The organism is Sporosarcina sp. P20a, from assembly GCF_002743175.1.
Taxonomy (GTDB): domain Bacteria; phylum Bacillota; class Bacilli; order Bacillales_A; family Planococcaceae; genus Sporosarcina.
Genome location: NZ_PDYT01000005.1, coordinates 48,312 through 74,497 on the forward strand (window position 1 = coordinate 48,312; position 26,186 = coordinate 74,497).

The 26,186-nt window shown below is 40.5% G+C and carries 21 protein-coding genes, 2 riboswitches and 1 other annotated feature; of the genes, 8 read left to right on the forward strand and 13 right to left on the reverse strand.

Features of this window, described 5'->3' with window-relative positions:
- Positions 1-250: 250 nt before the first annotated feature.
- Positions 251-475, forward strand: a binding site (T-box leader).
- Between the two features lie 133 nt (positions 476-608).
- Positions 609-2,195 (forward strand): phosphoglycerate dehydrogenase, encoded by a 1,587-nt coding sequence (gene serA / locus CSV72_RS07270; protein WP_099677810.1) that lies wholly within the window; start codon positions 609-611, stop codon positions 2,193-2,195.
- A gap of 36 nt (positions 2,196-2,231) precedes the next feature.
- Here serA and CSV72_RS07275 read toward each other — a convergent pair whose 3' ends face one another.
- A complete protein-coding gene (locus CSV72_RS07275) occupies positions 2,232-2,678 on the reverse strand; it encodes a small multi-drug export protein (RefSeq protein WP_099677811.1) in 447 nt (148 codons plus the stop codon).
- Positions 2,679-2,745: 67 nt separating this feature from the next.
- Positions 2,746-3,540, reverse strand: coding sequence for an HAD family hydrolase (locus CSV72_RS07280; protein WP_099677812.1), 795 nt, complete (start codon positions 3,538-3,540; stop codon positions 2,746-2,748).
- Positions 3,541-3,717: 177 nt separating this feature from the next.
- Here CSV72_RS07280 and thpR point away from each other — a divergent pair, with 177 nt between their 5' ends.
- Positions 3,718-4,266, forward strand: coding sequence for an RNA 2',3'-cyclic phosphodiesterase (thpR, locus tag CSV72_RS07285; RefSeq protein WP_158232173.1), 549 nt, complete (start codon positions 3,718-3,720; stop codon positions 4,264-4,266).
- Between the two features lie 34 nt (positions 4,267-4,300).
- On the opposite strand, the gene CSV72_RS07290 is transcribed toward thpR, so the two are convergent.
- Positions 4,301-5,989 (reverse strand): methyl-accepting chemotaxis protein, encoded by a 1,689-nt coding sequence (locus CSV72_RS07290; protein WP_099677813.1) that lies wholly within the window; start codon positions 5,987-5,989, stop codon positions 4,301-4,303.
- A 540-nt stretch (positions 5,990-6,529) separates the two neighbouring features.
- On the opposite strand from CSV72_RS07290, the gene CSV72_RS07295 reads away from it, so the two are divergent.
- A complete protein-coding gene (locus CSV72_RS07295; RefSeq protein WP_199170070.1) occupies positions 6,530-7,687 on the forward strand; it encodes an acyl-CoA dehydrogenase family protein in 1,158 nt (385 codons plus the stop codon).
- Positions 7,684-8,241 (forward strand): SLOG family protein, encoded by a 558-nt coding sequence (locus CSV72_RS07300; protein ID WP_099632661.1) that lies wholly within the window; start codon positions 7,684-7,686, stop codon positions 8,239-8,241. Before CSV72_RS07295 ends, CSV72_RS07300 begins: the two co-directional genes overlap by 4 nt.
- A 47-nt stretch (positions 8,242-8,288) precedes the next feature.
- On the opposite strand, the gene CSV72_RS07305 is transcribed toward CSV72_RS07300, so the two are convergent.
- Entirely contained in the window at positions 8,289-8,828 is a 540-nt protein-coding gene (locus CSV72_RS07305; protein ID WP_099677815.1) for a hydrolase, read from the reverse strand.
- 139 nt (positions 8,829-8,967) lie between these two features.
- Complete coding sequence (locus tag CSV72_RS07310) at positions 8,968-11,157, reverse strand: malate synthase G (RefSeq protein ID WP_099677816.1); 2,190 nt, start codon at positions 11,155-11,157, stop codon at positions 8,968-8,970.
- Positions 11,158-11,548: 391 nt separating this feature from the next.
- A riboswitch (cobalamin riboswitch) is annotated at positions 11,549-11,681 on the forward strand.
- 148 nt (positions 11,682-11,829) lie between these two features.
- Between CSV72_RS07310 and metE the strand changes: the two genes are divergently transcribed.
- On the forward strand, positions 11,830-14,124 hold the full coding sequence (gene metE / locus CSV72_RS07315; protein ID WP_099677817.1) for a 5-methyltetrahydropteroyltriglutamate--homocysteine S-methyltransferase: 2,295 nt from the start codon (positions 11,830-11,832) through the stop codon (positions 14,122-14,124).
- 362 nt (positions 14,125-14,486) lie between these two features.
- On the opposite strand, the gene ribH is transcribed toward metE, so the two are convergent.
- The 8 genes from ribH to cyoE form a co-directional block, all read right to left on the reverse strand.
- Positions 14,487-14,954: a 6,7-dimethyl-8-ribityllumazine synthase gene (gene ribH / locus CSV72_RS07320; RefSeq protein ID WP_099677818.1), complete on the reverse strand. Its 468-nt coding sequence runs from the start codon at positions 14,952-14,954 to the stop codon at positions 14,487-14,489.
- 12 nt (positions 14,955-14,966) lie between these two features.
- Positions 14,967-16,160, reverse strand: coding sequence for a bifunctional 3,4-dihydroxy-2-butanone-4-phosphate synthase/GTP cyclohydrolase II (locus CSV72_RS07325; protein ID WP_099677819.1), 1,194 nt, complete (start codon positions 16,158-16,160; stop codon positions 14,967-14,969).
- 14 nt (positions 16,161-16,174) lie between these two features.
- A complete protein-coding gene (gene ribE / locus CSV72_RS07330; RefSeq protein WP_099677820.1) occupies positions 16,175-16,819 on the reverse strand; it encodes a riboflavin synthase in 645 nt (214 codons plus the stop codon).
- 3 nt (positions 16,820-16,822) lie between these two features.
- A complete protein-coding gene (ribD, locus tag CSV72_RS07335; protein WP_099677821.1) occupies positions 16,823-17,911 on the reverse strand; it encodes a bifunctional diaminohydroxyphosphoribosylaminopyrimidine deaminase/5-amino-6-(5-phosphoribosylamino)uracil reductase RibD in 1,089 nt (362 codons plus the stop codon).
- 144 nt (positions 17,912-18,055) lie between these two features.
- Positions 18,056-18,205, reverse strand: a riboswitch (FMN riboswitch).
- A gap of 57 nt (positions 18,206-18,262) precedes the next feature.
- Entirely contained in the window at positions 18,263-19,375 is a 1,113-nt protein-coding gene (menC, locus tag CSV72_RS07340; RefSeq protein WP_099677822.1) for an o-succinylbenzoate synthase, read from the reverse strand.
- 13 nt (positions 19,376-19,388) lie between these two features.
- Positions 19,389-20,207, reverse strand: a complete 819-nt coding sequence (locus CSV72_RS07345; RefSeq protein WP_233191159.1) for a GNAT family N-acetyltransferase — start codon at positions 20,205-20,207, stop codon at positions 19,389-19,391.
- Positions 20,208-20,218: 11 nt separating this feature from the next.
- On the reverse strand, positions 20,219-21,346 hold the full coding sequence (locus CSV72_RS07350) for a M20 peptidase aminoacylase family protein (RefSeq protein WP_099677823.1): 1,128 nt from the start codon (positions 21,344-21,346) through the stop codon (positions 20,219-20,221).
- Positions 21,347-21,482: 136 nt separating this feature from the next.
- Positions 21,483-22,394, reverse strand: coding sequence for a heme o synthase (gene cyoE / locus CSV72_RS07355; protein ID WP_099677824.1), 912 nt, complete (start codon positions 22,392-22,394; stop codon positions 21,483-21,485).
- A 543-nt stretch (positions 22,395-22,937) separates the two neighbouring features.
- On the opposite strand from cyoE, the gene CSV72_RS07360 reads away from it, so the two are divergent.
- From CSV72_RS07360 to CSV72_RS07370, 3 genes are all read left to right on the forward strand, one after another.
- Positions 22,938-23,930, forward strand: coding sequence for an ABC transporter substrate-binding protein (locus tag CSV72_RS07360; protein WP_233191161.1), 993 nt, complete (start codon positions 22,938-22,940; stop codon positions 23,928-23,930).
- 153 nt (positions 23,931-24,083) lie between these two features.
- Entirely contained in the window at positions 24,084-24,902 is an 819-nt protein-coding gene (locus CSV72_RS07365; RefSeq protein WP_483315627.1) for an ABC transporter permease, read from the forward strand.
- Positions 24,899-26,146 (forward strand): quaternary amine ABC transporter ATP-binding protein, encoded by a 1,248-nt coding sequence (locus CSV72_RS07370; protein ID WP_099677826.1) that lies wholly within the window; start codon positions 24,899-24,901, stop codon positions 26,144-26,146. The genes CSV72_RS07365 and CSV72_RS07370 overlap by 4 nt, the downstream gene beginning before the upstream one ends.
- The last annotated feature ends 40 nt before the right edge of the window (positions 26,147-26,186 follow it).

The window sequence follows — 26,186 nt, forward strand, 5'->3', positions numbered from 1 at the left end:
ACACTCCTCTTACTGATTAGTATAAGCTCACTATAACACTCTTACCTGCACTTTTCCCCTTCAGACGACTTAGGCTATTTCCTACCACTTAGTTCAATTCAAGTTGTTTTTTTATAATTAACCGCCCAAACACGAACGTTCACAAATAATTCAATAACTACGTTCGCGTTTGGCGGTTTTTCGTTTTTTCTGGAAAAGCAATTGACAATAGTTTTTGACGTGTTATGATTAATTCTAAATTAATAGTTGTTAAACAATTTTGACGAAGAAATACCTTCCTGAAAAGAATTTTCCAGAGAGCTGACGCAGTGGTGAAAGTTAGCAAATTCCGCGGTTGGGGGCACTTCCGAATTGATTAGCTGAACATCTAGTAGGCTGATCCGTCACGTGCACGTTACGCATGCTGAATGAAGGCTGCAATTGCAGCGAAACAAGGGTGGTACCGCGTTAGTTTATCGAGCTTTTCGCCCCTTACTTATACGTAAGGGATGGAAGGCTTTTTTATTTTACCTTTAAGGGGGGTAGCGCGAAACATACATATATGGTCAATTGCTTCACATTTTTCCAAACAAAAACACTACAAACAATCGAAGGAGAGAATGATTATTATGGCTTTTAAAATACTTATTAGTGACCCACTAAGCGAGGATGGGATTTTCCCATTACGACAAGCAGAAGGATTTGAAATTGTAATGGAAACTGACATGACACCAGATCAGTTGAAAGAACGTATCAAAGATTTCGATGCACTATTAGTTCGTAGTCAGACGACAGTTACAAAAGAATTGCTCGAAGCAGCTGATCAATTAAAGATTATCGGTCGTGCAGGTGTAGGTGTTGATAATATTGATTTGGACGCAGCTACAGAAAAAGGAATTATCGTTGTGAATGCTCCTGACGGTAACACAAACTCTGCAGCTGAGCACACAGTCGCAATGATGATGTCTATGGCACGCAAAATCCCTCAAGCTTTCAACTCGTTGAAGAACAATAAATGGGATAGAAAATCATTCCTTGGTGTAGAATTGAAAGACAAAACTTTGGGAATCATCGGGCTTGGCCGTATCGGTGCTGAAGTTGCAAGACGTGCAAGAGGACAACGTATGAACGTAGTGGCATATGACCCGTACCTAACGGAAGATGTTGCGAAGAAATTAGGCATTGAAATTGGAACAGTTGATGAAGTGCTTAAAGTAGCGGACTTCATTACAGTTCACACACCTTTACTAAAAGAAACGCGTAGAATGATCAATAAAGAGGCATTCGAAAAAATGAAAGACGGCGTACAAATTATCAACTGTGCACGCGGTGGAATCATTGATGAAGATGCTCTTTACGATGCAATTGTTGCCGGTAAAGTAGCGGGTGCAGCATTGGACGTATTCGAAGAAGAGCCATTCCTTGACCACAAATTATTAACTTTACCAGAAGTAATTGCGACTCCACACTTAGGAGCGAGTACATTCGAAGCACAGGAATCAGTAGCAGTCGACGTAAGCCGTGATGTAGTGAACTTCTTGACAATCGGATCTGTTCGTAACCCAGTAAACTTGCCGTCTGTTTCTCGTGATGTGTTGGCAAAAATCGAGCCTTTCTTCGATCTGACAGAGAAATTGGGTATGTTCTTATCACAAATCCAAAACTCGGTTATCCATGAAATCAATATTCAATATGCTGGTGAATTGGCAAACTACGATGTGCGCGCACTAACTCGTAACACAGTCAAAGGTATTTTGAAGCGTAATCTTGGAGAAACAGTCAATGATGTAAACGCGAAGTTATTAGCCGATCGTTATGGCATCAAAGTGAACGAGCAAAAAACAACTACTGGAAAAGGTTTCTTGAACTTGATCACAGTAGAAATTGTTACTGAAAAAGGTATTCGCAAAGTAGCGGGTACACTACTAAACGGGCTTGGCGCACGTATTGTAAAAGTAGACGATTATGTAGTAGATGTGATTCCAAGCGGTCACTTATTATTTATCCGCCACATGGACCAACCAGGAGCAATCGGTCGTGTAGGTACACTTCTAGCAGAAGAGAATATCAACATTGCAGCAATGCAGGTTGGACGTTCCACTGAAGGCGGATATGCTATTATGATGCTAGCTGTTGATAACCATGTCGAATCAGCTTCTATCAAGCGTATTAAAGAAGTTCAAAATATAAATGACGCAAAAGCAATCGATTTATAAGAATATAAAAATCCAGCTGATATTCAGCTGGATTTTTTATGTACGATCAACGAAGAAATCAAATCCCATAGCAGTCAGTATTCCGAACACTAAACACCATAGCGCAATGCTGACCGCTGACCAAATTGCGGTATTCATTTTTTTCGCACCTAATACCAGACCAATAAAAGCCGCGATGTGTGTTCCAATTAATATTGGTCCTGCAAGTGCTAAAACCGGTAATCCATAGGTTTTCATAATTTGTTCTGCACGTTGTTGGCGTTTCGACTGCCTTTTCCCCTTCTTTTGTTTTCGACGTGCCATCCATTCTTTAATATGTTGGAAACCAACAATCAAAAGAAGAACAGTTGCCATATTGCCCGCAAATGAAAGAATGATCACCCACATAGGTGATAGACCTCGAATAATACCTAACGGAACGACAATCATGATTTCAATCCACGGTATAGCCGCTCCAAAAAACACCAAGAAATAGCCTAACATGATTTACCTCCTTACTGTACGAACAATTAAAAAGAAGTATAACAGAATCAAAACCGATGAGATGATCTCATCGGTTTTCTAATGTGGTAAGTATAGAAAATAGGCCATGTAAGTTATCAATTTCATACGTAGGTTTCACTTCATCATTGGGAAGCTTATTTTCACGATTAATCCAGACATTACGCATACCAACACGACTTGAACCTAGAATGTCTGTCATCAAGTTATCACCAATCATTAGCGCTTCATCTGCTTGGATCCCACTTAAATCAAGAACATGCTTGAATATAGAAGCATCAGGCTTTCCTTTACCGAATGCCCCAGAAACGACAATATGATCAAAGTAACCAGGTATCTCAGGTGAGATTGTTAGTTTAATCTGTTGTAAACTTGGTGAACCATTTGTCAATAAAATTAACTGGTAGGTACCCTTCAATTTATCCAACACTTCAAACGTCTCTTCGTATATATATGGATTATTCTTGCGCTCTTTTGGAAATACATCAGCTAATTCCCAACCAAACGCTTCATCATCAATGCCTAATTTCTTCAACCCATTGACCCAAGCTTTCTTTTGATAGCCCGGAACAATTTCTTTCATCTTCTGAAACTCTTCCCCCTCATCGTCAAAAACACCCCAGAGTCCTTCAAAGGGATTAATTCCGATATTTTGAGTATGTGGAAATATCTCATATGTAGCATACAAGTCTCTTGCTTCCTGGCGTACCGCACTCTCAAGTTCTACTGGATTGACTCCTGTTTTCTTCGTCGCATACTCACATGTTTTTTGAAAAGCCATAGAAATACTCTTGGCGTCCCAGATCAATGTATCATCCAGATCAAAAATCAAGGTTTTAATCATCGTGACAGCCCCTTTGCAATTGTAATAATTCAGTTATCTACTTCTCTTATTATACACATTACTTACATGATTTGTTAGTACGTTCCCTAAACCAAAGGCTATACACAGATTTTTTTGTGCTAGTATGCATACATTTTGGAGAGTAAGGGAACCTACTGAATAGGAGGTGAGCTGGAATTGGTACAACATTATTTTATCGGCATCTCTATTGCTCATCCTGTCGATGACATAGCCCAGCAATTTCGAAAAGAATATCAATTGAATGAGAAATACAGAAACATTCCACATGCTAAGGACTTGCATATGACCATGCGCTATATCGGAGAGCTTGATGACGACAAAATTCCTTGGCTAAAATCCAATCTACAGAAAATCGCTAATTCGCATACAGAATTCATAGTGTATTTACAAGGCTTATCATTTTTCGGATCCGCAAGTGGACCACGTGTCGTTTTTCTAGCGGTTCAGGCTTCCGAGACATTATACGAATTACAAAGGCAAATCGCCAGGCGTACAGAAAAGATACTTGAGTTAGAAAAAGATACTCGTTTCGTTCCACACATTACGATAGCTAAAAAGCGCAAGACTACAGATAAATTGCAATTAGAAAAAAAGTCTATAGAACCTGTCCCCCTTATAATAGAAGGTTTTACTTTATTTAAGATTCATCCCAAAGCAAGCCCCTCGTATGAAGCCCTCGCTTATTTCCCATTAAAAAGGAGTTGATTGCAAACTACGCAATCAACTCCTTACTGTGTTATTACACTTTAAATCGTGACATGTCATTTTGAAGTTGTTCTGCAAGTTCTGCCAATGTTTGTAAACTAGATGTAATTTCTTCATTAGCCGCTAACTGTTCTTCTGTTGCAGCACTAGTGGATTGAGCCTCCGCCGCGGCTTGGATTGCCAATTCTTCCACTCGTTTAGCTCCATCTGTTACTTCATCTGTCATCGCGCGAATCTCCTCGATTGCCGCTGATACTGTAGATACTTTTTCACTGACATCTGATGTTGCATGCTCTATATCCATGAAGATGGCATTTGTTTTCTCTGTTGAGAATAAACCTTCTGCCACACGTTTTCTACCTTCATCCGTACTCATTACTACTGTTTCTACATCATGAATAATCGTATCAATCATTCGACCAATTTCTTGTGTAGATTGCTTGGATTGTTCCGCCAAATTCCGTACTTCTTCAGCTACGACAGCAAAACCTTTACCGTGTTCTCCTGCGCGCGCTGCTTCAATCGCTGCATTAAGTGCAAGTAAATTAGTTTGTTCGGCAATTGCTGCAATCATTGATGTAACGCCACGGATACTCTCAGTATGTTTGGACATTTTATTGATGGTTTCCATGGAGTCATCAATCGTCTCGCTGATATTGGTCATTTGTTCGGTCGTTTCTCCCATTAAAGCAGAACCTTCCTTCACCAATCGTGCCACGTCTTCTGCTGAATTCAACATCTCTTCATTATCCTGTGTAATAACATCAATGGCTGTTATCATCTCTTCCATGGATACAGTAGATTGATTGACAATATTGGCTTGCATGTCACTCGTCTGTAGGTTTTTTTCCGAGATTTCTGCTACCATTTCAGAAGCTGCCAAACTTTCTTCTGCACTGGCAGACAATTGTTCCGACTGAGCCGCTAAATGCAAAGCGGAACTTTTCGCTCGATCGATAATGCCTCGTAAATCAGCAACCATTTCATTTAGCGTAATAGACATATCGCCAATTTCGTCATTATTTTTGATTTTCACTTCTTCTATAGCAAAATTTCCTGCCGATACTTCAGCCAGCGCGTGTGTCATTCTGCCTACCGGACGACTAATCAATCGATTGATGATCGTCGTGATTACTACACTTCCAATGATTCCTAATACAATTAAGATAACCATTAGCATATTAGCGCTTTTAGTATAGCTCGCCACTTCTTTTTCCAATTCTTCTTGCTGTTGTCTCTGATAATTCGTCATTCTATTGATATTATCAGAAATCGTTTGTTGATAACTTGCTCCATTCGTTCCAATCACAAGCGCTTGATCATCATTTCCTGCACGTTTCTCTTCTATTATAGAAAGTAGTACTTTATCGTATTCTACACTCGCTTCCCGAATAGATACCAGTGCAGTCTGCATAGTGTTGTTACTAAGGATTTTCTCCAATTCAGTTAAGCGGTCTTCTATACGTAATTGAGTTTCTTCTAATTCTTTTATGTAAGATTCTGAACCATATAACATAAATCCTCTGATATCTTTCGCTAAATTATTTTGATCGCTTTGTTGTTGCTCTAGCAATATAACCTTATGCATTCGATCGTTAATTAAAAATGAATACTTTTCGTTAACACTCTTCAATGCTAGGAACCCTATTGAACCGATAATAATGATAATAATGACCAGACTCATAAATCCAATCCATAACTTTTTTCCTACTGTGAACTTCATATTCTACATTCTCCCTTATTCAATTATCAATATATGCATGTATTTGGTATGCACTTCCAATTATACTCCACACTATTCATATTCGTACAGGTATATTTAGCGTTTCTATTAAAATAAAGTATTATATATATAGGTTTAATGAATCACATACGTATTCCTGTTAATAGTTATTTGGTTATACTTAATATTTAAGTAAGCACAATTAATATATCTTTATACACTACAAATACAATAAGTAATTTTAAGGATATACTGATCAAAGCTAAAATTTACTTTAAATAGTCTATAAATGAATTTCAACTTATGTTAAACATTATCGTTGTTACTAAGAATCTTTTTACAATTCTCTTAAATATTCAGTAAAAACCCGCATAGTATGACATGAAATTTTTTCTTTCGTCAGAATGGTATTTTTTTCGTTTTTCTAGTATACTAGAATATCATGACCCTTGAGAGATGTACTCAAGGTAATTTTGCATTTCTACATAAATTCACAGTAAATCAGTAGTATAAGAATGAAGTGGTTAGGATGTGTTACTCGTGTCAACAGAACTTTTTATCACAACGGACTTTCAACGCCGATGGGTCAATGAATTGACTGAGGCAGGTCCGTTTTTCAGCAGCTTTTCAGAACGATCGGATGAGCTCTCAAAATTCCCATTAGAGAATATAGAAAAGCTCATCAAAATGGGCTATACGACACTAACTCTACCTAAAGAGTTCGGGGGTGCGGGTACCACAGTAACGGACATGGTGCTCTTCCAGGAGACTATTGCTCGTTTCGATAGTGCTACCGCTCTTGCCATTGGTTGGCATCAAGGAGTCGTTGGGGAACTATATGAGAATCGCAAGTGGACGGAAGAACAATTAGCTCAGTTCAGTGAGGCAATTCAGCAAGGTGCCCTTGTGAATCGTTCCGTCACTGAAGCGCAAACCGGTAGCCCTACACGTGGTGGTCGACCACAAACAACAGCTGTACGCACTAATAACGGATGGATGATTTCAGGCGAAAAGACATTTACGACTATGGCACCTGCCCTTACCCATATCCTCGTGTCTGTTTGGATTGAAGAAAAACAAAAAACTGGTTTTTTCTTGTTACCAAGTGATACAGCGGGACTTTCCATCAGAGATACTTGGCATATGATTTCCATGCGCGGTACAGAAAGTCAGACACTTGTACTAGATCAAGTGGTAGCAACGGATGATCAGTTAGTTGAAGTAAATGAAGCACCGCGTGGCAACAACCAAAACGGCTGGCTTCTTCATATTCCCGCATGTTACATGGGAATTGCCCAAGCGGCACGTGATTACGCAGTACACTTTGCATCAACTTATCAGCCAAACAGCCTCAATGAGCCCATTGCTTCCCTTTTCAGTATTCAAACACAAATTGGGAAGATGGATTTAGAGTTGATTAAAGCACGTCATTTACTTTATGATATCGCGAGAATTTATGATGATCCTGCTCGTCGAGTTCATTTACAAAATGAACTTGGGGTAGCTAAATCCATTGTAACGAATAGTGCGATAGAAATTGTTAACTTAGCAATGAGGATTGTAGGCGCAAAAAGTTTGGAAATGTCGAATCCTCTTCAACGATATTATCGTGATGTGCGGGCTGGTCTTCACAATCCGCCGATGGATGACATGACAATTACAAAGCTCGCGCAGGCAGCAATTAGTGGGCAACAATGATTAAACGTCTACTCGTGAGCGGTTATAAAGCCCATGAATTAGGTATTTTCAATGAAGACCATAAGGGTATTCCTATCATCAAAAAAGCGTTAACAGATCAATTGCTATCTCTTCTAGACCAAGGACTTGAATGGGTTATAGTCAGTGGACAGCTCGGAGTGGAAACGTGGATTATTGAATGTGTGTGGGAATTGCAAGAAGACTACCCGAATTTACAATACGCGGTCATTACACCATTTCTTGATCAACAGTCGAAATGGAATGAAATAAAGCAAGAAACATATGAACAAATCATATCACTTGCAGATTATTCGGTAAGCCTGACTAACAAACCGTATGAAGCACCTTGGCAATTTGTAGAGAAAAATAAGTTTCTACTTCGAAATTCGGATGCTTTGTTACTCCTATATGATGAAGAAAATGAAGGTTCACCGAAGTTCCTTAAAAAAATGGCGGTACAACTAGCCGAGACAACCAACTATGAGTTATTGTCTATAACCGCTGATGATTTACAACTTATCGCGGAAGATTTACAGCGAGAACAATGGGAATAATAAAAAGCGAAATGCCAAAACTGGCATTTCGCTTTTTCTATTTGAATTTACTTAATTACTTTTAACACTTGCTTAAATTCATCTGTCCCTGCCTGACCAAGCAACTCATACAATGCTGTTTCCACACAAGTACCTGAGACACCAAGATGTTTCATCTTTTGCAAGCCGATCATTTTATTAGCTTCTGTTCTGGAAGTGACTGCATCTACTACTACTTCTACTTCATAGCCATGCTTCACAAGATCAGCCGCTGTCATGTAAACGCAAATATGCGTTTCAATTCCCGCAATTAATACTTGCTTTCTCCCCAGCTTCTCCAGTCGATTAACAAATTCTTCATTGCCCATTGCGCTGAATGTCATTTTTGCAATCGGTTGCTGGCCTTCAAGCAAGTTCGATAACGATTCAGTAGTCGGCCCTAGACCATCAGGGTATTGTTCTAGCCATAGAATTGGCACATCCAATACTTGTAATCCTTTAATCAGTTTTTCCAGGTTATCATGCAATTCCTTACTTTCATTGACAATTTGTGCGAGCTTTCCTTGTACATCTACTAGTACGAAAACCGTTTGATTTGTTTGCAACACGTTTTATTCATCCCCTTTTCTATATTCCTGCTAGTATAGCATGTTTACAGATTTATTAGAAAAATATCCATCTTTGTTTAATTACATAAAAAAACCGTCTCTCTTTCGTTAGTGAAAGAGAGACGGTTTGGAATGGTTATTAGTTTTGTACTGTCGCTTTTTGTTTTGCTTTTGCTTTAGCTTCAATACGTCGAGCATGCAAGATTGGCTCCGTATATCCACTCGGCTGTTCTGCTCCTTTAAAGATCAGGTCACATGCCGCTTGGAACGCGATGGAATCATCATAGTTCGGTGCCATCGGCTGATACAATTCATCATCCGCGTTTTGCTGATCCACTACTTTTGCCATTCGCTCCAAAGTTTCTTGGACCTGTTCTTTCGTACAAACGCCATGACGTAACCAGTTTGCAATGTGCTGACTCGAAATTCGTAATGTCGCACGGTCTTCCATTAATCCGACATCATTGATATCAGGAACTGTTGAACACCCTACTCCTTGGTCGATCCAGCGAACTACATAACCTAGGATTCCTTGTGCGTTGTTATCTAGTTCCGATTGTACTTCTTCAACAGACCAGTCCGCATTAGGTGCCAATGGAATATCAAGGATACCATCGCGGTAATCGATTGAACTATCGATTCCGGCTTGTACTTCTTTAACATTTACTTCATGGTAATGCAATGCATGCAAAATGGCAGCTGTTGGTGATGGAACCCATGCAGTGCTCGCTCCCGCTTTTGGATGAGCGATTTTCTGTTCAAGCATCGCAGCCATTAAGTCAGGCATAGCCCACATTCCTTTACCAATTTGCGCGTGTCCAGGTAGACCCGCTCCAATTCCTACTGCCACGTTTGCAGATTCATAAGAAGATAGCCAGTTAGATGTCTTCATATCCGCTTTGCGAATGACTGGGCCTGCTTCCATAGATGTATGGATTTCGTCACCTGTACGGTCAAGGAATCCAGTATTGATAAATGCAATACGCTCTTTCACTTCATTAATTGCAGATTTCAGATTCAGTGACATTCTGCGCTCTTCATCCATAACCCCAATTTTAATCGTATTGCGCTCAACACCTAGTAGATCTTCAATACGATCAAATAGTTTGTTTGCAAATGCCGCCTCAGCTGGACTATGCATTTTCGGCTTTACGATGTAAATGGAGTTGTGAAGCGAGTTTTTAAACTCTGCGTTTTCTTTAAAGTTATGCGTAGCAATCAAAGATGTAAGAACACCGTCCAAGATGCCTTCAGGTACTTCGTTGCCATTTTCGTCGAGGATCGCATTGTTAGTCATTAAGTGACCTACGTTACGTACGAACATCAATGAACGACCACGCAGCGTCAACTGCTTGCCATCACCACCAGTATACGTACGATCGGCATTTAGTTTTCTTGTAACTGCTTTACTACCGCGTTTGAATGTAGATTCCAAGTCACCCTTCATTAGACCAAGCCAGTTACGGTATACGCCAACTTTATCTTCAGCATCCACTGCGGCAATCGAATCTTCACAGTCCATCAACGTAGAGAGTGCCGCTTCAAGTACTAGATCTTTCACGCCCGCTTTATCACTTTTACCGATTGGATTATTCTTGTCGATTGCGATTTCGATATGCAATCCATTATTCACTAACAATACAGCAGTCGGCGCGTCTTCACTGCCGTTATATCCAACGAACTTGGACTCATCTTGCAATAGAGCTGTGTTACCGCTTTCAAGCTTCATTTGAAGTTTGCCTTCTACAATTTTATAAGCTGTTACCTCTGCATGAGAACCCTCAGCTAAAGGCGCTGCTTGATCTAATAAGTTCTTCGCAAAATCAATAACCTTCTGTCCACGAATCGGATTGTATTGAACACCAGCTTCAGCACCCGCTTCATCACTAATTACATTCGATCCGTAAAGTGCATCGTACAGACTTCCCCATCTAGCATTCGCTGCATTTAATGCATAACGAGCATTATCAATCGGTACTACCAATTGTGAGCCTGCTTGGTTTGCGACTTCATTGTCAACGTTAGCTGTTGTCACTTTGAAGTCTTCAGGAACTGGCTCTAAATAGCCAATCTCTTGTAAAAACTCTTTATATTTAGCGAAATCAATCTCGCCTTTATTATTTTGGTGCCATTCGCTAATGGTCTTTTGCAATTCATCGCGTTTTTCTAATAGCGCTTTGTTTTCAGGAGTAAGTTCATGAATGAGCGAATCAAAGTTTGTCCAAAATTGTTCATTTTGAATTTCTAAGCCCGGAAGAACTTCTTCTTTAACGAAGTTATATAGTTCTGTTGCGACTTGCAATTTACCTACTTTTTCATAGTTTGTCATGGATAAAAGCCACCCCTTAATATTTTTTGCGCTATTCTGTTGTATAACATATAGCGATGAACACCTATCATCGTCTAGTATTCGGCAACACCCCATAGCCTGTCGATCAAAAATCGACACATAAAAGACGAATGACTTCTTCGATTGAAGACGTGTTAGTACATATCATACCTAAAGTCTAGTTTACTTTCAACTGAATTGTGAAAATTTTCACATCATAGCTATTTGGATTTGACACGCGCTATTTTCAACAGTTATATAACAGTAGAGCTACTATTCCGTTTCATTATTTAAGTCCACTATTTTTTAAAAAAAGTATCCTTGATTAAATTCTGATAGCAAGTTGACACACTATTTTGCATGTGATAGCTTTAGAGACAATCATCTGAATTGAATAGTTTGAAAAGTAGGTGGAATGAAAATACTTTCATTTCTTAAAAGGGAATCCTTTCCTCGGAGCGGTCCCGCCACTGTGAAGACGCTGATGCGTCCAGCCAGACACCTGCCTATTTTTCATGACGCTTAATCCTACGGTGAATAGGGAAGTGTTAGACAGACGCAGTCTATAAACGCATGTTATTTATAGCATGTTATTTTATATGTACTCGCATTTCTAACATTTCCCCTAGAAATGTTTTTTTATTGCAAAAAATTTTAAGGGGGAAATTATCCATGGTAAAAAGCAGTATAGCGGGCTATCCCGTAATAGGTGAAAATCGTGAATGGAAACGTGCACTTGAGGCATTTTGGGCAAAGAAGATTTCAGAAGATGAGCTTCTTCAAACAACGAAAGAGATTCGCTTAGCGAACTTGAAGAAACAGCAAGATGCTGGGGTTGATGTCATTGCTGTAGGCGACTTTACATTGTACGATCGCGTACTGGATACGTCTGCGATGTTCGGAATTATTCCTTCACGTTATAACTGGAAAGGCGGACAAGTTTCTACTTCGACATACTTTTCGATGGCTCGCGGTAATGACGAGGCAGTCGCTTCCGAAATGACAAAATGGTTCAATACGAACTATCACTATATCGTGCCAGAATACGAACGTCAGCGTTTTGAACTGACTGAAAACAAACCACTAGCTGCATATCGTGAAGCAAAGAAAGAACTAGGTATTGAAGGTAAACCTGTTCTACTTGGCCCCTATACATTACTTAAATTATCTAAAGGGTTTGAAGATAAAGATGTACCATCCATCATCCTACAACTGATTCCACTTTATCAAAGAGTACTAAAGGAATTACAGGATGAAGGTGTACAATGGGTTCAAATCGACGAGCCTATTCTATGTACATCGATTAGCTCAGATGAAATGAAGACCGTTACAGAAATTTATTCACAGCTGACGAAGAATCTGAGCGGACTGAACATTCTTCTACAGACATATTTCGATTCAGTAGAACATTATACAGAAACAATCGCGTTACCAGTTGCAGCTATCGGGCTCGATTTCGTCCACGGGCTCGAGAAAAATCTGGAAAATCTGAAGCAATATGGTTTCCCTGGAGACAAAGTGCTTGCAGCAGGGATTATAGATGGACGAAACGTATGGCGATCAAATTTACATGAAAAACTAACATTGGCTGAAACTATCCATCAGCAAGTCTCACTTGATAAATTGTGGATTCAACCTTCATGCAGCTTGCTCCACTCACCTGTGACGACTCGCTCGGAACAGAAACTAGATCCAACTATCTTGAACGCATTAGCATTCGCCGACGAGAAGTTGCAAGAAATAAAAGCTATTCAAACAGCTCTACAATACGGAAAAGAAAAATTCACTAATGTATTTGAAAACAGTGAAGCAGCATTGACTGCATTTAACGCCCTTCCCGCACGCAATAATAAAGAAGTCCGTGAAGCGACTTCCGGAAGTCTACTTTCTGATAGTAAGCGGAATCTTCCATTTGCGGAGCGTAAAGTAAAGCAACAGGAAAAATTCCAATTGCCGCTCCTTCCCACTACTACAATCGGTAGTTTCCCACAAACACCAGAAGTACGGGCTACACGGAATAAATGGAGAAAAGGCGAAATTACGAATCAGCAATACAAAGACTTCGTTCATGCTGAAATTAAAGAATGGATTGATATTCAAGAGGACTTGGGACTTGATGTCTTGGTGCATGGTGAATTTGAACGTACGGACATGGTGGAATATTTCGGTGAAAAGTTAGACGGCTTTGTCTTTACTGAAAAAGCATGGGTACAATCCTACGGTTCACGTTGTGTTAAGCCACCAATTATCTTTGGAGATGTTGCGTTCACGAAGCCAATGACTGTTGAAGAATCTGTTTACGCGAAATCTCTTACTGATCATGAAGTAAAAGGAATGCTTACAGGGCCTGTAACCATTTTAAATTGGTCATTCGTTCGTGATGACTTGTCCAGAGAAGAAGTGACAAACCAAATCGCACTTGCTTTGCGTAAGGAAATCGAAGCGCTTGAGGCAGCTGGTATTCATATGATCCAAGTCGACGAGCCAGCACTTCGCGAAGGTCTACCATTGAAGAAAACAGAATGGAAACACTATCTAGATTGGGCTGTTAATGCATTCCGCGTATCTACTGCTTCAGTGGAGGATACGACACAAGTTCATACGCATATGTGCTATTGTGATTTCAACGACTTTATCGAAGCGATTAGCGCACTTGATGCAGACGTAATCTCTATCGAAACTTCTCGTAGTCACGGCGACTTGGTCGAGGCTTTCAATGAGTACCATTACGATAAAGGAATCGGTCTAGGCGTCTATGACATCCATAGCCCACGCGTCCCTGCAGTCGAAGAGATGACAGAAATTATCAATAAAGGTCTTGAAGTCCTAGAGCCTAACCAGTTTTGGATCAATCCAGATTGTGGTTTGAAGACGAGAAAGCGCGAAGAGACAATTGCCGCGTTAAAGAATATGGTGGTTGCTACTGTACAAGCACGTGAAAAGCTAGGCGTAGTTGGGGTAAAATAATGAATTTAGAACTGTCTAAGAAACTATACTGGTTTCTTAGATAGTTTTTTCATGGAGAGTTTACTTAAAGAGTAGCTGGCATTGGTGTTCGAAAGGGATTTTGCGCTTCGGAGGGGACGCGTTCTGGAGGGCCCGCGGTGAGACAACCAAAAGGGAGCTAGCGACCTGGTTGGCTCACCGCGAGCCCATGGAAAAGCGTCCGCCAGCTGGAGCTTTCATCCCTTCGCACACACAAACTCACTAACCCTTCCCAAGCACTCGCTTTTAAACTTAAACATACTTCTAAACTTAACAACACAAAAAAAGGATGCCCCATGAAGTTAGTAACTTCAGGAACATCCTTTTTTATTTCTACTCACTAATCAGTCAAACTGTTTCGCCAAGTTCGCCATCTCAATAGCAGACACTGCTGCGTCCCAGCCTTTGTTCCCCGCCTTAGTCCCTGCACGCTCGATTGATTGCTCAATCGTATCCGTTGTGAGTACGCCGAAGATTACCGGGACACCCGATTGCATGCCAGCTTGTGAAACACCTTTTGCCACTTCATTACAAACAAAGTCAAAATGAGGAGTCGCACCACGGATGACCGTGCCTAGTGTAATGACTGCATCATACTTTTTTGAATCCGCCATTTTCTTTGCGATCAATGAGATTTCAAATGCGCCTGGCACCCATGCTATGTCTACATCTGCCTCGTCTACACCATGACGTTTGAACGCGTCCTGTGCACCTGAAAGTAACTTCCCTGTAATGAACTCATTAAACCGTCCAACGACGATGCCTACCTTTAAACCCGTACCTACTAAATGTCCTTCGAATAAATTACCCATTTTCATCTCTCCTCATAAAGTTAATAAATGACCTAGTTTTTCCGCCTTTGTGTGTAAGTACTTTTCGTTCGCTTTATTAAACGGTAGTTGGATTGCGACGCGTTCAACCACTTCTAATTCATACCCTTTTAAACCGGCGATTTTCTTTGGATTATTCGTTAACAAACGCATTTGCGTAATACCGAGTTCCCGTAGAATTTGTGCACCGATACCGTAATCACGTAAATCAGCAGCAAAACCGAGTTTTTCATTCGCTTCTACCGTGTCATAGCCTTGTTCTTGCAGTTCATAGGCTTTTAGTTTATTGATCAAACCTATTCCTCTGCCCTCTTGTCGCATATACAACAATACACCGCGCCCTTCTTCTTCAATTTGAGAAAGAGCAGCTTGCAGTTGGGGACCACAGTCACAACGGCATGATCCAAAAACGTCACCTGTTAAACATTCTGAATGAACTCTCACTAAGACCGGCTCTTCTGTCGTAACGTCGCCTTTTACTAATGCAACATGTTCTTTGCCTGTCATAGTTTCGGTATAGCCGACCAACCGGAAATCGCCATAATCTGTAGGCAGCTTAATCTCTGCTTCACGAATGACTAATTGCTCTCGTTGTAGACGATAATGAATGAGGTCTTGAATAGTAATTAGTTTCAAATCTAGCTCTTCCGCCATCTGACGTAACTCCAGTACACGCGCCATCGTTCCGTCCTCACTCATGATTTCACAAATCACACCGGCCGACGCGCTGCCTGCCAGTCGTGCCAAATCCACTGCAGCTTCAGTATGTCCTGTACGTTCTAGTACACCACCTGACTTCGCTACAAGTGGAAATATATGCCCTGGACGTTTGAATTCGCCTGCTGTTGCATTCGGTTCCATCATTTTAACGATTGTATCTGCTCGTTCAAACGCACTGATTCCAGTATGTGTAGAGTTGTGATCGACACTAATCGTGAACGCAGTACCATGTGAATCTGTATTATTATCGGTCATCATTTGCAAACCTAGTTGTCTTGCTTTTTGTTCTGTTACGGGTACACAAATCAAGCCTCGACCTTTTGTTGCCATGAAGTTGATAATTTCAGGTGTAACCTTGTCGGCCAATGCCACGAAATCCCCTTCATTCTCTCGGTCTTCATCATCCACCACGATGACAACTTTACCTTGACGTAAATCTTCTAACGCATCTTCGATTGTATGAAACATCTTCATTCACTCCTTCACATAAATCCGTGTTGTTGTAAAAAGTCTTTCGACATCGTTTGATCTGTATCTAATCTTTTTCGCAACATGTTCTCAACATATTTAGCGAGCATATCGCATTCGAAATTGACTATATCCCCTACTTGCTTTTTCGCAATGACGGTCATTTCCTGTGAGTGCGGAATTAACGAAATCGTTATATCCGTATCTTTCACTTCGAAGATCGTCAATGAAGTACCATCCAACGCGATTGAGCCTTTATGTAATAAATAGGGATTATATCCTTGCGGCAAGGACAAGCGTATATATAACGCATTATCAACAGTTCGCTTGTCACGGATTGTAGCTATTCCATCTACATGTCCCGTGACAAAATGTCCACCCAATCTGCCATTTGCTGCGAGTGCTCGCTCTAGGTTCACAGGACTTCCCGTTGCTAATTGTCGTAAGGATGTAGAGGATACGGTTTCAGGCATAACGTCCGCCGCAAACCGATCTTTTGAAAAGCTCTTTACCGTTAAACAGACACCATTGACCGCGATGCTGTCTCCAACTCTCACATCTGTCAATACAAGAGATGCAGAGATCGTTAGAGTCATAGATTGAGCGCCAGGTTGTATTTGCTGAACTAAACCAATCTCTTCAATTATTCCTGTAAACACTGTTCAATCACTCTCTTTCAGTACAGCTGTGATTTTAATGTCCGGACCCATCATTTCCACACTTTCAAATGTTAATGGAAGAGCCTCACTCATCAATAGGGGGTCCAGTCCACTAATCGGTGTCAAAGATCCAATTCCACCAAGTAATTTGGGCGCTACATAGCAAATGACTTTCTGCACGGCTCGCGCTTTTACGAATGAAGCATTAATAGCCGCCCCACCTTCTACGAGCAACGTCATGACACTACGTCTTCCTAGCTCTAGTAGAATATCCTCTACAATTAGTTGAGGTTTCTGCATTCGGATAATCTGGACATGCGGTTTCTTGAGTAACTTTTCACGTGATAATTCCGCATATTTTCCGCAAAAAATCCACGTCGGTGCTTCTGCATTTTGAATGATCTGGCTAGATTCCGGCGTTCGTAAAGATGTATCTAAAATAACTCGAATAGGATGTTGTCCACCTAGGGGCAGTCTGGTGGTGAGAAGAGGATTATCATGAAGAAGCGTTTGCACACCTACTAAAATTGCATCTTGCGTATGGCGAAGCTGATGGACATCGAGTCGTGCTTGCTCACTCGTCACCCACTTACTATCTCCTTTTGAAGTCGCAATCTTACCGTCTATCGTCATAGCTGTTTTCATTGTCACATGAGGTGTTTTAGTTTTAATAAAATGAAAAAATGGTTCGTATAGTTTTTTAGCAAGTTCAACGGAAACCGATTCGGTTACTTCTACTCCTGCCTCACGAAGTTTTGCAATGCCCTTACCTGCTACAAGCGGATTCGGATCCGTTGTTGCGATGAAGACACGTTTGATACCCGCTTGAATAACGGCATCAGCACAAGGTGAAGTTTTACCAGTGTGTGAACAAGGTTCCAGCGTTACAAACAAATCAGCACCCGTTGCATTTGCTCCCGCCATATCAAGTGCGACTCGTTCTGCATGGCGCTCTCCCGCTTGTAAATGTGCACCCATTCCAATAATTCGGCCATCTTTTACGATGACTGCACCTACTGGAGGGTTAGGAGAGGTTTGACCTGCCACATTTTCTGCGAGTTGCAAAGCCATTTCCATATGATTCTGATTCATTGAGCAACACTCCACTTACGGTATTCCTCTAGTGACAATTCTACATACAAAAAGCCCCGCAAAAGACTATGCGGGGCTTGTAACCATGACTAAATAAACGTTATAAACAGTAATGAAAAATTCATTACATGTAGTATATACGCACTGTTCCTTCTCTCATCCAGACTTTAACTGTCGGCTTTGGAGTTTCACCAAATCCACCTTCTGCTTTATATAAAGCATCCGGGTCACGGACTAAGAGCCTGTAAGCTCATCACCGTCGGTAGGGAATTACGCCCTGCCCCGAAGGAAACATATTCGATTAATTAAGAGTCTAGCACATATGATGACTAAATAACAACAGCTGAATAATTATTCAGATAAAAATACCCATTTGTCGACTGTAAATTGTTCCACTGCTTCCATGTTAGGAATATACCCTATACCATCTTCGGTCGGAACTGTAATATAACCTTCAGTAGCCACTACTTCTGGTGTAATAATATCTTGTTCCCAATAACGTGAAGACCCTGCTGTATCGCCTGGCAACGTGAAATTAGGTAATGTCGTCAAGGCGATGTTTTGCGCTCGGCCAATACCCGATTCCAGCATGCCGCCACACCATACATCGATACCTTTTGTTGCACAATAATCATGGATTTTCTTCGCTTCTGATAAGCCACCCACTCTACCAATTTTCACATTAATAATTCTACAACTACCCAATTCGATAGCTTTACGTGTATCTTCCAACGAATGAATGCTTTCATCCAGACAAATCGGTGTCTTAATTTGTTTTTGCAGTGTTGCGTGATCGATAATATCATCGGAAGCGAGTGGTTGCTCAATCATCATCAAATTAAACTGGTCCAGTTCTTTCAACAACTCTACATCGTCTAGCGAATAAGCCGAGTTCGCATCCGCCATTAATGGTACATCAGGATAGGCTTGTCGAATGGCGCGAATCACTTCCACATCATACCCCGGTTTAATTTTCACTTTAATGCGCTTATATCCTTCTTCTATAAAGTCTGTAATATTGGCCAATAAATCTTCAACATTTTCTTCAATTCCAATGCTGATACCGACTTCAATACGTTGACGTTTCCCTCCGAGTGCTGCGGCGAGCGTCATATGTTGATGCTTCGCATATACATCCCATATCGCCCCTTCAATTGTTGCTTTAGCCATATTATTTTTGCGGATATGTCCAAATAAGCCACTTACTTCATCGGGATGTGTAATAGTTTTGCCAAGTACTGCTGGAATCAAGAAATCGCGCAGCATATGAATCGTCGTTTCTGTCGTCTCTTCACTATACCAAGGTGCCGTAAACGCGACAGACTCTCCCCATCCCTCATGACCATCCGCGTCTGCGACAGTCGCCAACAGAAAGTCTTTCTTCTGAATCGTTCCGAAACTTGTAGTAAACGGATGTTTCATCGTCATGTTCATTCTACGAAGTGTAACCGAATTAATTTTCATTGGATAAGCTCCTTTAATTTTGCAACGGAATAATGGATTTCTTGCAGAACCGATAGTATTGTACAGATTCTTCTGTTCTGCATACATCAATCAAAGCAAATCCTTCGCCACTCAGTTGCTGAAATATAGTTCTCGTCTTCATTCGCCATTCATAAGACAATGACGGATCTTCTTGCTTGATCAATTGAATATGTTTAGGAACTGGTACTTCTATCGCTTCCGCCTGTAACCATTCATTCGTTTCTGGCAATTGTATGACCGGGTGCGCCTCATCACTCAAGTGAATTGGAAAGGGACGACTATATTCAAGATTAGGTTGCCATTTCTCCAACACACGCGGACTATCAATCCACCAGGCAACTTGAAAACGATCAGTCGGCAAGCCTTTGTTTAACCCATCGTCCATTTTCCCATAGCAATCCACTATATAGTCATAACACACACCGTATAATTTTGAAGTATTCAAGTAGGCGTTGCGACTTTCAAGAGGATCAAATGTCCAGACGATTAACCGATAGCCCATTTCGCGCGCAAGACGTAGTTGCTCTTCTTTTAACAACTTGCCAATACCTCTCATCTGAAATTCTTCATCAACCGCAAGCATATGAGAGCACAAATATATTTGGCCATTCGAATAACCTGCAAAACTATAAGAATAGCCGATCATTCGCTCTTCTAGAAACGCCCCAACAATCAATCCACCATTTTTGACCGCTGTAATGGTCTGATGGACAGGGATTGGTTCCATTCCCCAAATTTGTTTCTCAAGCATTTGCATGGAATGAATATCTGCGATAGCCGTCACTTTTCTGACCTCTAAATCCTTCATCATACTGGCACCTTCTATTTTTTAGATTGGAATGTTAATTCGATGGCAGTAGTCAAAATTTCAACTCCCGTTGCCAGCGCGTCTTGATTAAATGTCATTTGCGGATGGTGAAGTCCTGGCGTTAAGCCACACCCCAAACCTAGCATTGTACTTTTGACAGTGGGGCGTTTTACAGAATAAAAGTGGAAATCTTCTCCTCCAGGTGTTACAACGGTACGTGTAGTCTTCTCTTCACCCACTACTTTAGCAATCGCCTGATACATTAGATCTTCTGCCTCAGAATTTACTTCCGCTGCGACCATTTCTGCCATTACTTCATAGTTGATTTCTACATCGTATTGATTTCTTATCGCTTGAATTACACGTTCTACCTTTTCGTATAATTCATCCATCACATCATTTTCCTGTGCGCGTAAATCCAAACTGAATTTTGCATTTCCCGGTATAATATTCGCAGATTCGCCTCCCGCTTGGAACATCGTCATCTTCGCTGTATGAGAAACCATTGGATTACAATGAACGGACTGTAAACCTCCCACTAACGAAGCTCCAACCTCAATGGCATTCTTTCCTTGATGCGGTCTTGCGCCATGTGCTTCCGTTCCTTTTATCGTTCCACTAATCATTTTAGCTGCACCGTGACGCAGTGAGGCAGCGGAGCAACCGTCAGCCATTTCATCTTCAGCCCGTAGATGAACGCCATATAAGTAATCGATATCATCGATCAGCCCTTGTTCAAGAACAGCTAGTGCGCCTTTCCCTTTCTCTTCTGCAGGTTGGAAGAATACTTTTAATGTTCCTTTTTGAGGTATTCCGCGTTCTTTAGCCATAAGCAACGCGCCAATTCCCATTGTCATATGTCCATCATGTCCGCATGAGTGATTCGCTCGATAGACACCGTCCACTTCTTGCCACAATGCATCTATATCTACTCGTAATCCGACTACCGGCTTACCTTCACCGATCGTCACAGATAAACCTGTTATTCCGTCGAATACATGTACATTAAATCCTTCACGCTCAAGATATTCCTTCAAATATGCCGTTGTTTTTGTTTCTTTCCAACTCACTTCCGGATGACTATGCAAATGCGCAAACACTTCATCCAATTTCGGCTTCAGTAACTGTACTTGCTCATTCATTAAAGCGCCTCCCAAAATCTACTATTCATTGTCATATATTGAATTATTTAATCCTGACTTTTCAAACTTCTCAATAATTCTAACATAAAAAAGACTTCTCTTTCACGTCGTGCGAAAGGAAGTCTTTTCGTATGGTTTAAAAAGTCCAAAGAATCATCATGCCAAATAATAACGTCATGTAATTGACTGAGTATAAGAACATGAAGTTAGCCCACTTATAATCATCTTTTGCATAAAACCCGTAGATACTAGCCGCAATATATCCAAGGTTCATCAATGTCGCGATGAAAATGAATGTAGTGCCGAACATTGTTAATAAAAATGGTAACGGCAATAAACATAGTACATACACGAGCATTTGGCGTTTAGTGAAATTAAAGCCATAAACGACAGGCAACATCGCTACATTAGCCGCACTATAATCTTTGTACTTCTTCATAGCGATCGCAAATGTATGAGGCATTTGCCAAATAAATAGTATAGCGACCAAAACAATCGGTACAACATGATCCGCCGGCATTATAGCTGCCCACCCAATGAGAGGGGTAACTGCACCTGACACACTGCCTATGACCGTATTTAAAGTATATTTGCGTTTAGACCACATGGTATAGGGTATTACATACGTAAACCATCCGATAAATGCATAAATCGCCGCTTCTAATGTAGTGAATAATAATAATAACATTCCAATTCCCGATAATATCAAACCAATATTTAATACGGTTTTTAAAGCAAAATTACCAGTCACAGTCGGACGGTTTTTTGTTCTTTCCATCACCGTATCAATATCAGAATCAAACCAGTTATTCATTACAAGCGCACCTGCAACAAGAAAGGCGCTACCTATCATGGTTAGCAGAAACACACCCCAGTTACCGGTGAGTGTCATACCTGAAAAATATAGTGCCAACCAAAACCCCGTAAAAACCGGAAATATATTCGCGATGAGTACAGGTCCTTTAACTAATGATTTAATATCCGAGAAGAAGGTAGACGCCGAGCGGCTTTGAGTCGTACTCGAAACAATATGGGCTTCTTTCGTCATATGGGTCCGTTCTCCTTTTACGTTACATTTAAATATTTTTTCCATTGATACATATAACTATATCATTTTCTTAAAAGCAAAATCAAAAAATCAGGACAATTCCTTATAAACTGTTACAAAGATTTGTCCGAAGTGCATAAATAAACATATTGTATGATAAATTTCCCTTTTTTATACACAGTCAGCATACTATAAATTATCATTTGTCTCCTTTATTCGACAAAGCCTGACCCTATACCCCTTATAGGCTAGCACCTCCGTTCACCCACCATGATCCATCGAACACTGTTTACTTTTTTCATTACAAAAAAACAGCTAAACATCTCTTTAAAAGCGCATGTAATCAATAGTTTTCTAAATAATTAAATTGATATTAATTTAATTATCCTGTAAACTCGTTTAATAGTACCACGAGAAAAATGATGGTTTTTCCTTGATCTCTTGAACTATCTGCACATTATATCTTATGTCTGATTTTAAGAGATCTGAGCAAAAAACAGCATTTCGTGATGAAAAAATATAAAAAAGAAAGGGTTTGATTTTTTGAGAAGGATTATGTTGTTTTTATCTGTCTTTACATTACTACTATTAACAGCGTGCGGTAATAGTGACAGCAAAGATTCAATTAGTACAATTAAACTGGCAGATGCAGGATGGGATAGTATTCGTATCCACAACGGCATTGCACAAATTATATTAGAAGAAGGCTATGGCTATGACACGGAGATAGTAAATGGTACTTCTTCTGCAACATTGCAAGCGTTGCAGCAAGGTGATCTACAAGTGTATACGGAAGTTTGGTCTGATAACTTGGGTGATGCGTATACAAACGCAATTGACAGCGGAGACATTGAATCCGTTTCGACAAACTTCGACGATAACTCACAAGGCCTGTATGTTCCTACATACGTTATTAAAGGCGATCCAGAGCGCAATATTGAAGCAGTAGCTCCAGATTTGAAAACTATTAAAGACTTAGAAAAGTATCCCGAACTATTCAGAGATCCTGAAAACAAGGATAAAGGACGGATCATCGGTGCACCATCTAGCTGGATAGTTAGTAAACACTTAGATGAAAAGTTAACTACTTATGGATTAAATGAAAAGTTTACGTATTTAGCTCCAGGTTCAGACTCATCTATCGTAGCGGACTTAGCTAGTGCATATAAAAAAGGTGAGCCTTGGGTTGGATATTACTGGTCCCCTACTTGGGTGACTGCAACATACGATTTAACTCTTCTTGAAGACGAGCCATTTGATCAAGAGGCTTGGGATAAAGACAAGTCTGGCACATTCCCTCCGAATGATGTTTTCGTCAGCGTTCACAAAGACTTGAAAACACAAGCTCCTGAAGTAGTAGAGTTCTTAAGCCATTACGAAACTAGCAGTGCATTAACAGAAGAAGCATTAGAGTATATGGGTGATAATGAAGCGAGTCCAGAAGATACTGCAAAATGGTTCATGAAAGAAAATGAAGAACTTTGGACTTCATGGGTGCCTGAAGATGTTGCTGAGAAAGTAAGAGCAGCACTGTAATACTTCATAGATTTACGGGGTGGACGCTTTCCGCTCCACCCTTTTTAATTTGCACTAATACTAAAAGTAGAGAAAGAGAGGGACAAGCTAGTACGTCCTAGCTTACTGCCTATGAATGAATTCCCTAACGTTAGAATACCTATAGGAGATTATGTGGAGAAGTTTATTGATTTTCTTGCAATGAACTTTGGTTGGTTATTTGATTTTATCTTCACTATTGCTTCCACTACTATCCGAACGATTGAAACCGCTTTACTCGCAACACCTTGGTGGGCCATTATGATTATTGTTTTCCTACTTGGTTGGTATTTAAACTCCATTTTAAATGGTATCATGTTTGCCGCCTTTATCTTTTTGATTGGTTCCTTTAATTTATGGGAAGATACGATGACAACAGTTGCTATTATCGTCATTTCTGTTGTTCTATCCCTAGCAATCGGTATTCCGGTCGGTATCTTGATGGCATTTAGCAAAACATTTTCTGTCATCATGCGTCCTCTATTGGATGCTATGCAGACGATGCCTACTTTTGTCTACTTGATACCTGTAATATTCTTCTTCCCTCTTGGGAACGTTCCCGCAATTATTGCGACCATCATTTACGCGTTACCACCAGTTATCCGTCTAACAGAACTCGGTATTCGAAACGTTGATTCTGAAGTGATTGAGTCAGCAGAATCATTCGGTTCTTCTCGAAACCAAATGTTGATGAAAGTACAATTACCACAGGCACTGCCTACTATGATGGCAGGAATTAACCAAACCACGATGATGGCTTTATCCATGGCCGTTGTTGGTTCTATGGTTGGTGCTCACGGTTTGGGTGAACGTGTACTATTCTCGATTAACCAAATTAATATTTCACTAGGATTCGAAGCGGGTATCAGTATCGTGTTCTTAGCGATTATTATTGACCGTTTAACAAATGGAGTGGCAAACCGCCTACAAAGTACAGGGAGGAGATCAGCATGACCGTAAAACTCAAAGTAGAAAATGTCACCAAGATCTTTGGTCCTCGCCCTAAGAAAATCATTCCAATGATTGAAAAAGGGGCTTCTAAGCGGGAAATCCTCGAAAAGACTGGACATACTGTAGGTGTCTATAACGCCAACATGGAAATCATGGAAGGTGAAACTTTCGTAATTATGGGCCTATCCGGAAGTGGTAAATCAACACTGATCCGTTGCTTCAACTTATTGAACAAGCCTACGTCAGGCGCAATCTATGTAGATGGTGAGAATATTGTCAAATACAATAAAGAACAATTGAAATTCTTCCGTCAGAAGAAAATCGCAATGGTCTTCCAACACTTTGGATTATTCAGCCATAGAACGGTTATAGAGAACATTGAATACGGTCTGGAAATCCGAGGTTTATCAAAAAGCGAACGCCGCGATATAGCACAAAAGCATATCGATACGGTTGGACTGAAAGGATATGAAAATCAGTATCCTGATGAATTATCAGGCGGTATGCGTCAACGTGTAGGTATTGCCCGTGCTTTGACGAATGATCCTGATATTCTTTTGATGGACGAACCATTCAGTGCGCTTGATCCGCTCATTCGCAGAGAGATGCAAATGGAACTTTTAGATATCCAGACACGCCTCCAAAAAACTATCATCTTCATCACGCATGATGTCAACGAAGCATTCCGTATCGGTGACCGCGTAGCGGTTATGAAAGATGGTCACGTAGAGCAAATCGGTACACCGGAAGAGTTGCTAGAAACACCCGCAAACGATTATATTATTGACTTTACTCGCGAAATTGACCGTTCGAAAGTGTTACAAGCAATGAATATCATGTCAAAACCATTAAGTGTCATGAACGGCAAAGATGGTTTGCATGTAGCGATTAAGAATATGGAAGAGCACGGCATTTCCAGTGTCTTCATTACAAATCGCGAACGACAGTTGCTTGGATTGGTAACAATTGACGGTGCGATCGAAGGTGTCAAAAACAAAAAAACATTAGAAGAAGTGATGACAACCGATGTATTGACCGCTACTCCGGAGGAATATGTTCAAGATATTATTCCACGTGTACTGGATTCTAAATATCCACTTGTCGTTATAGATGAAACGAACCGTATTGAAGGTATTATTTTACGGGTTCATGTACTTTCAAGCATTATTAGCAACTCCGCTGATGATGAAGAGGAAGACGAGGAAATACTGATTACACCCGTCGAAACAGTTAAAGTAACTGAATAACAAAAAGGGAAGAATGGGCATCGCTGCTCATTCTTCCCTT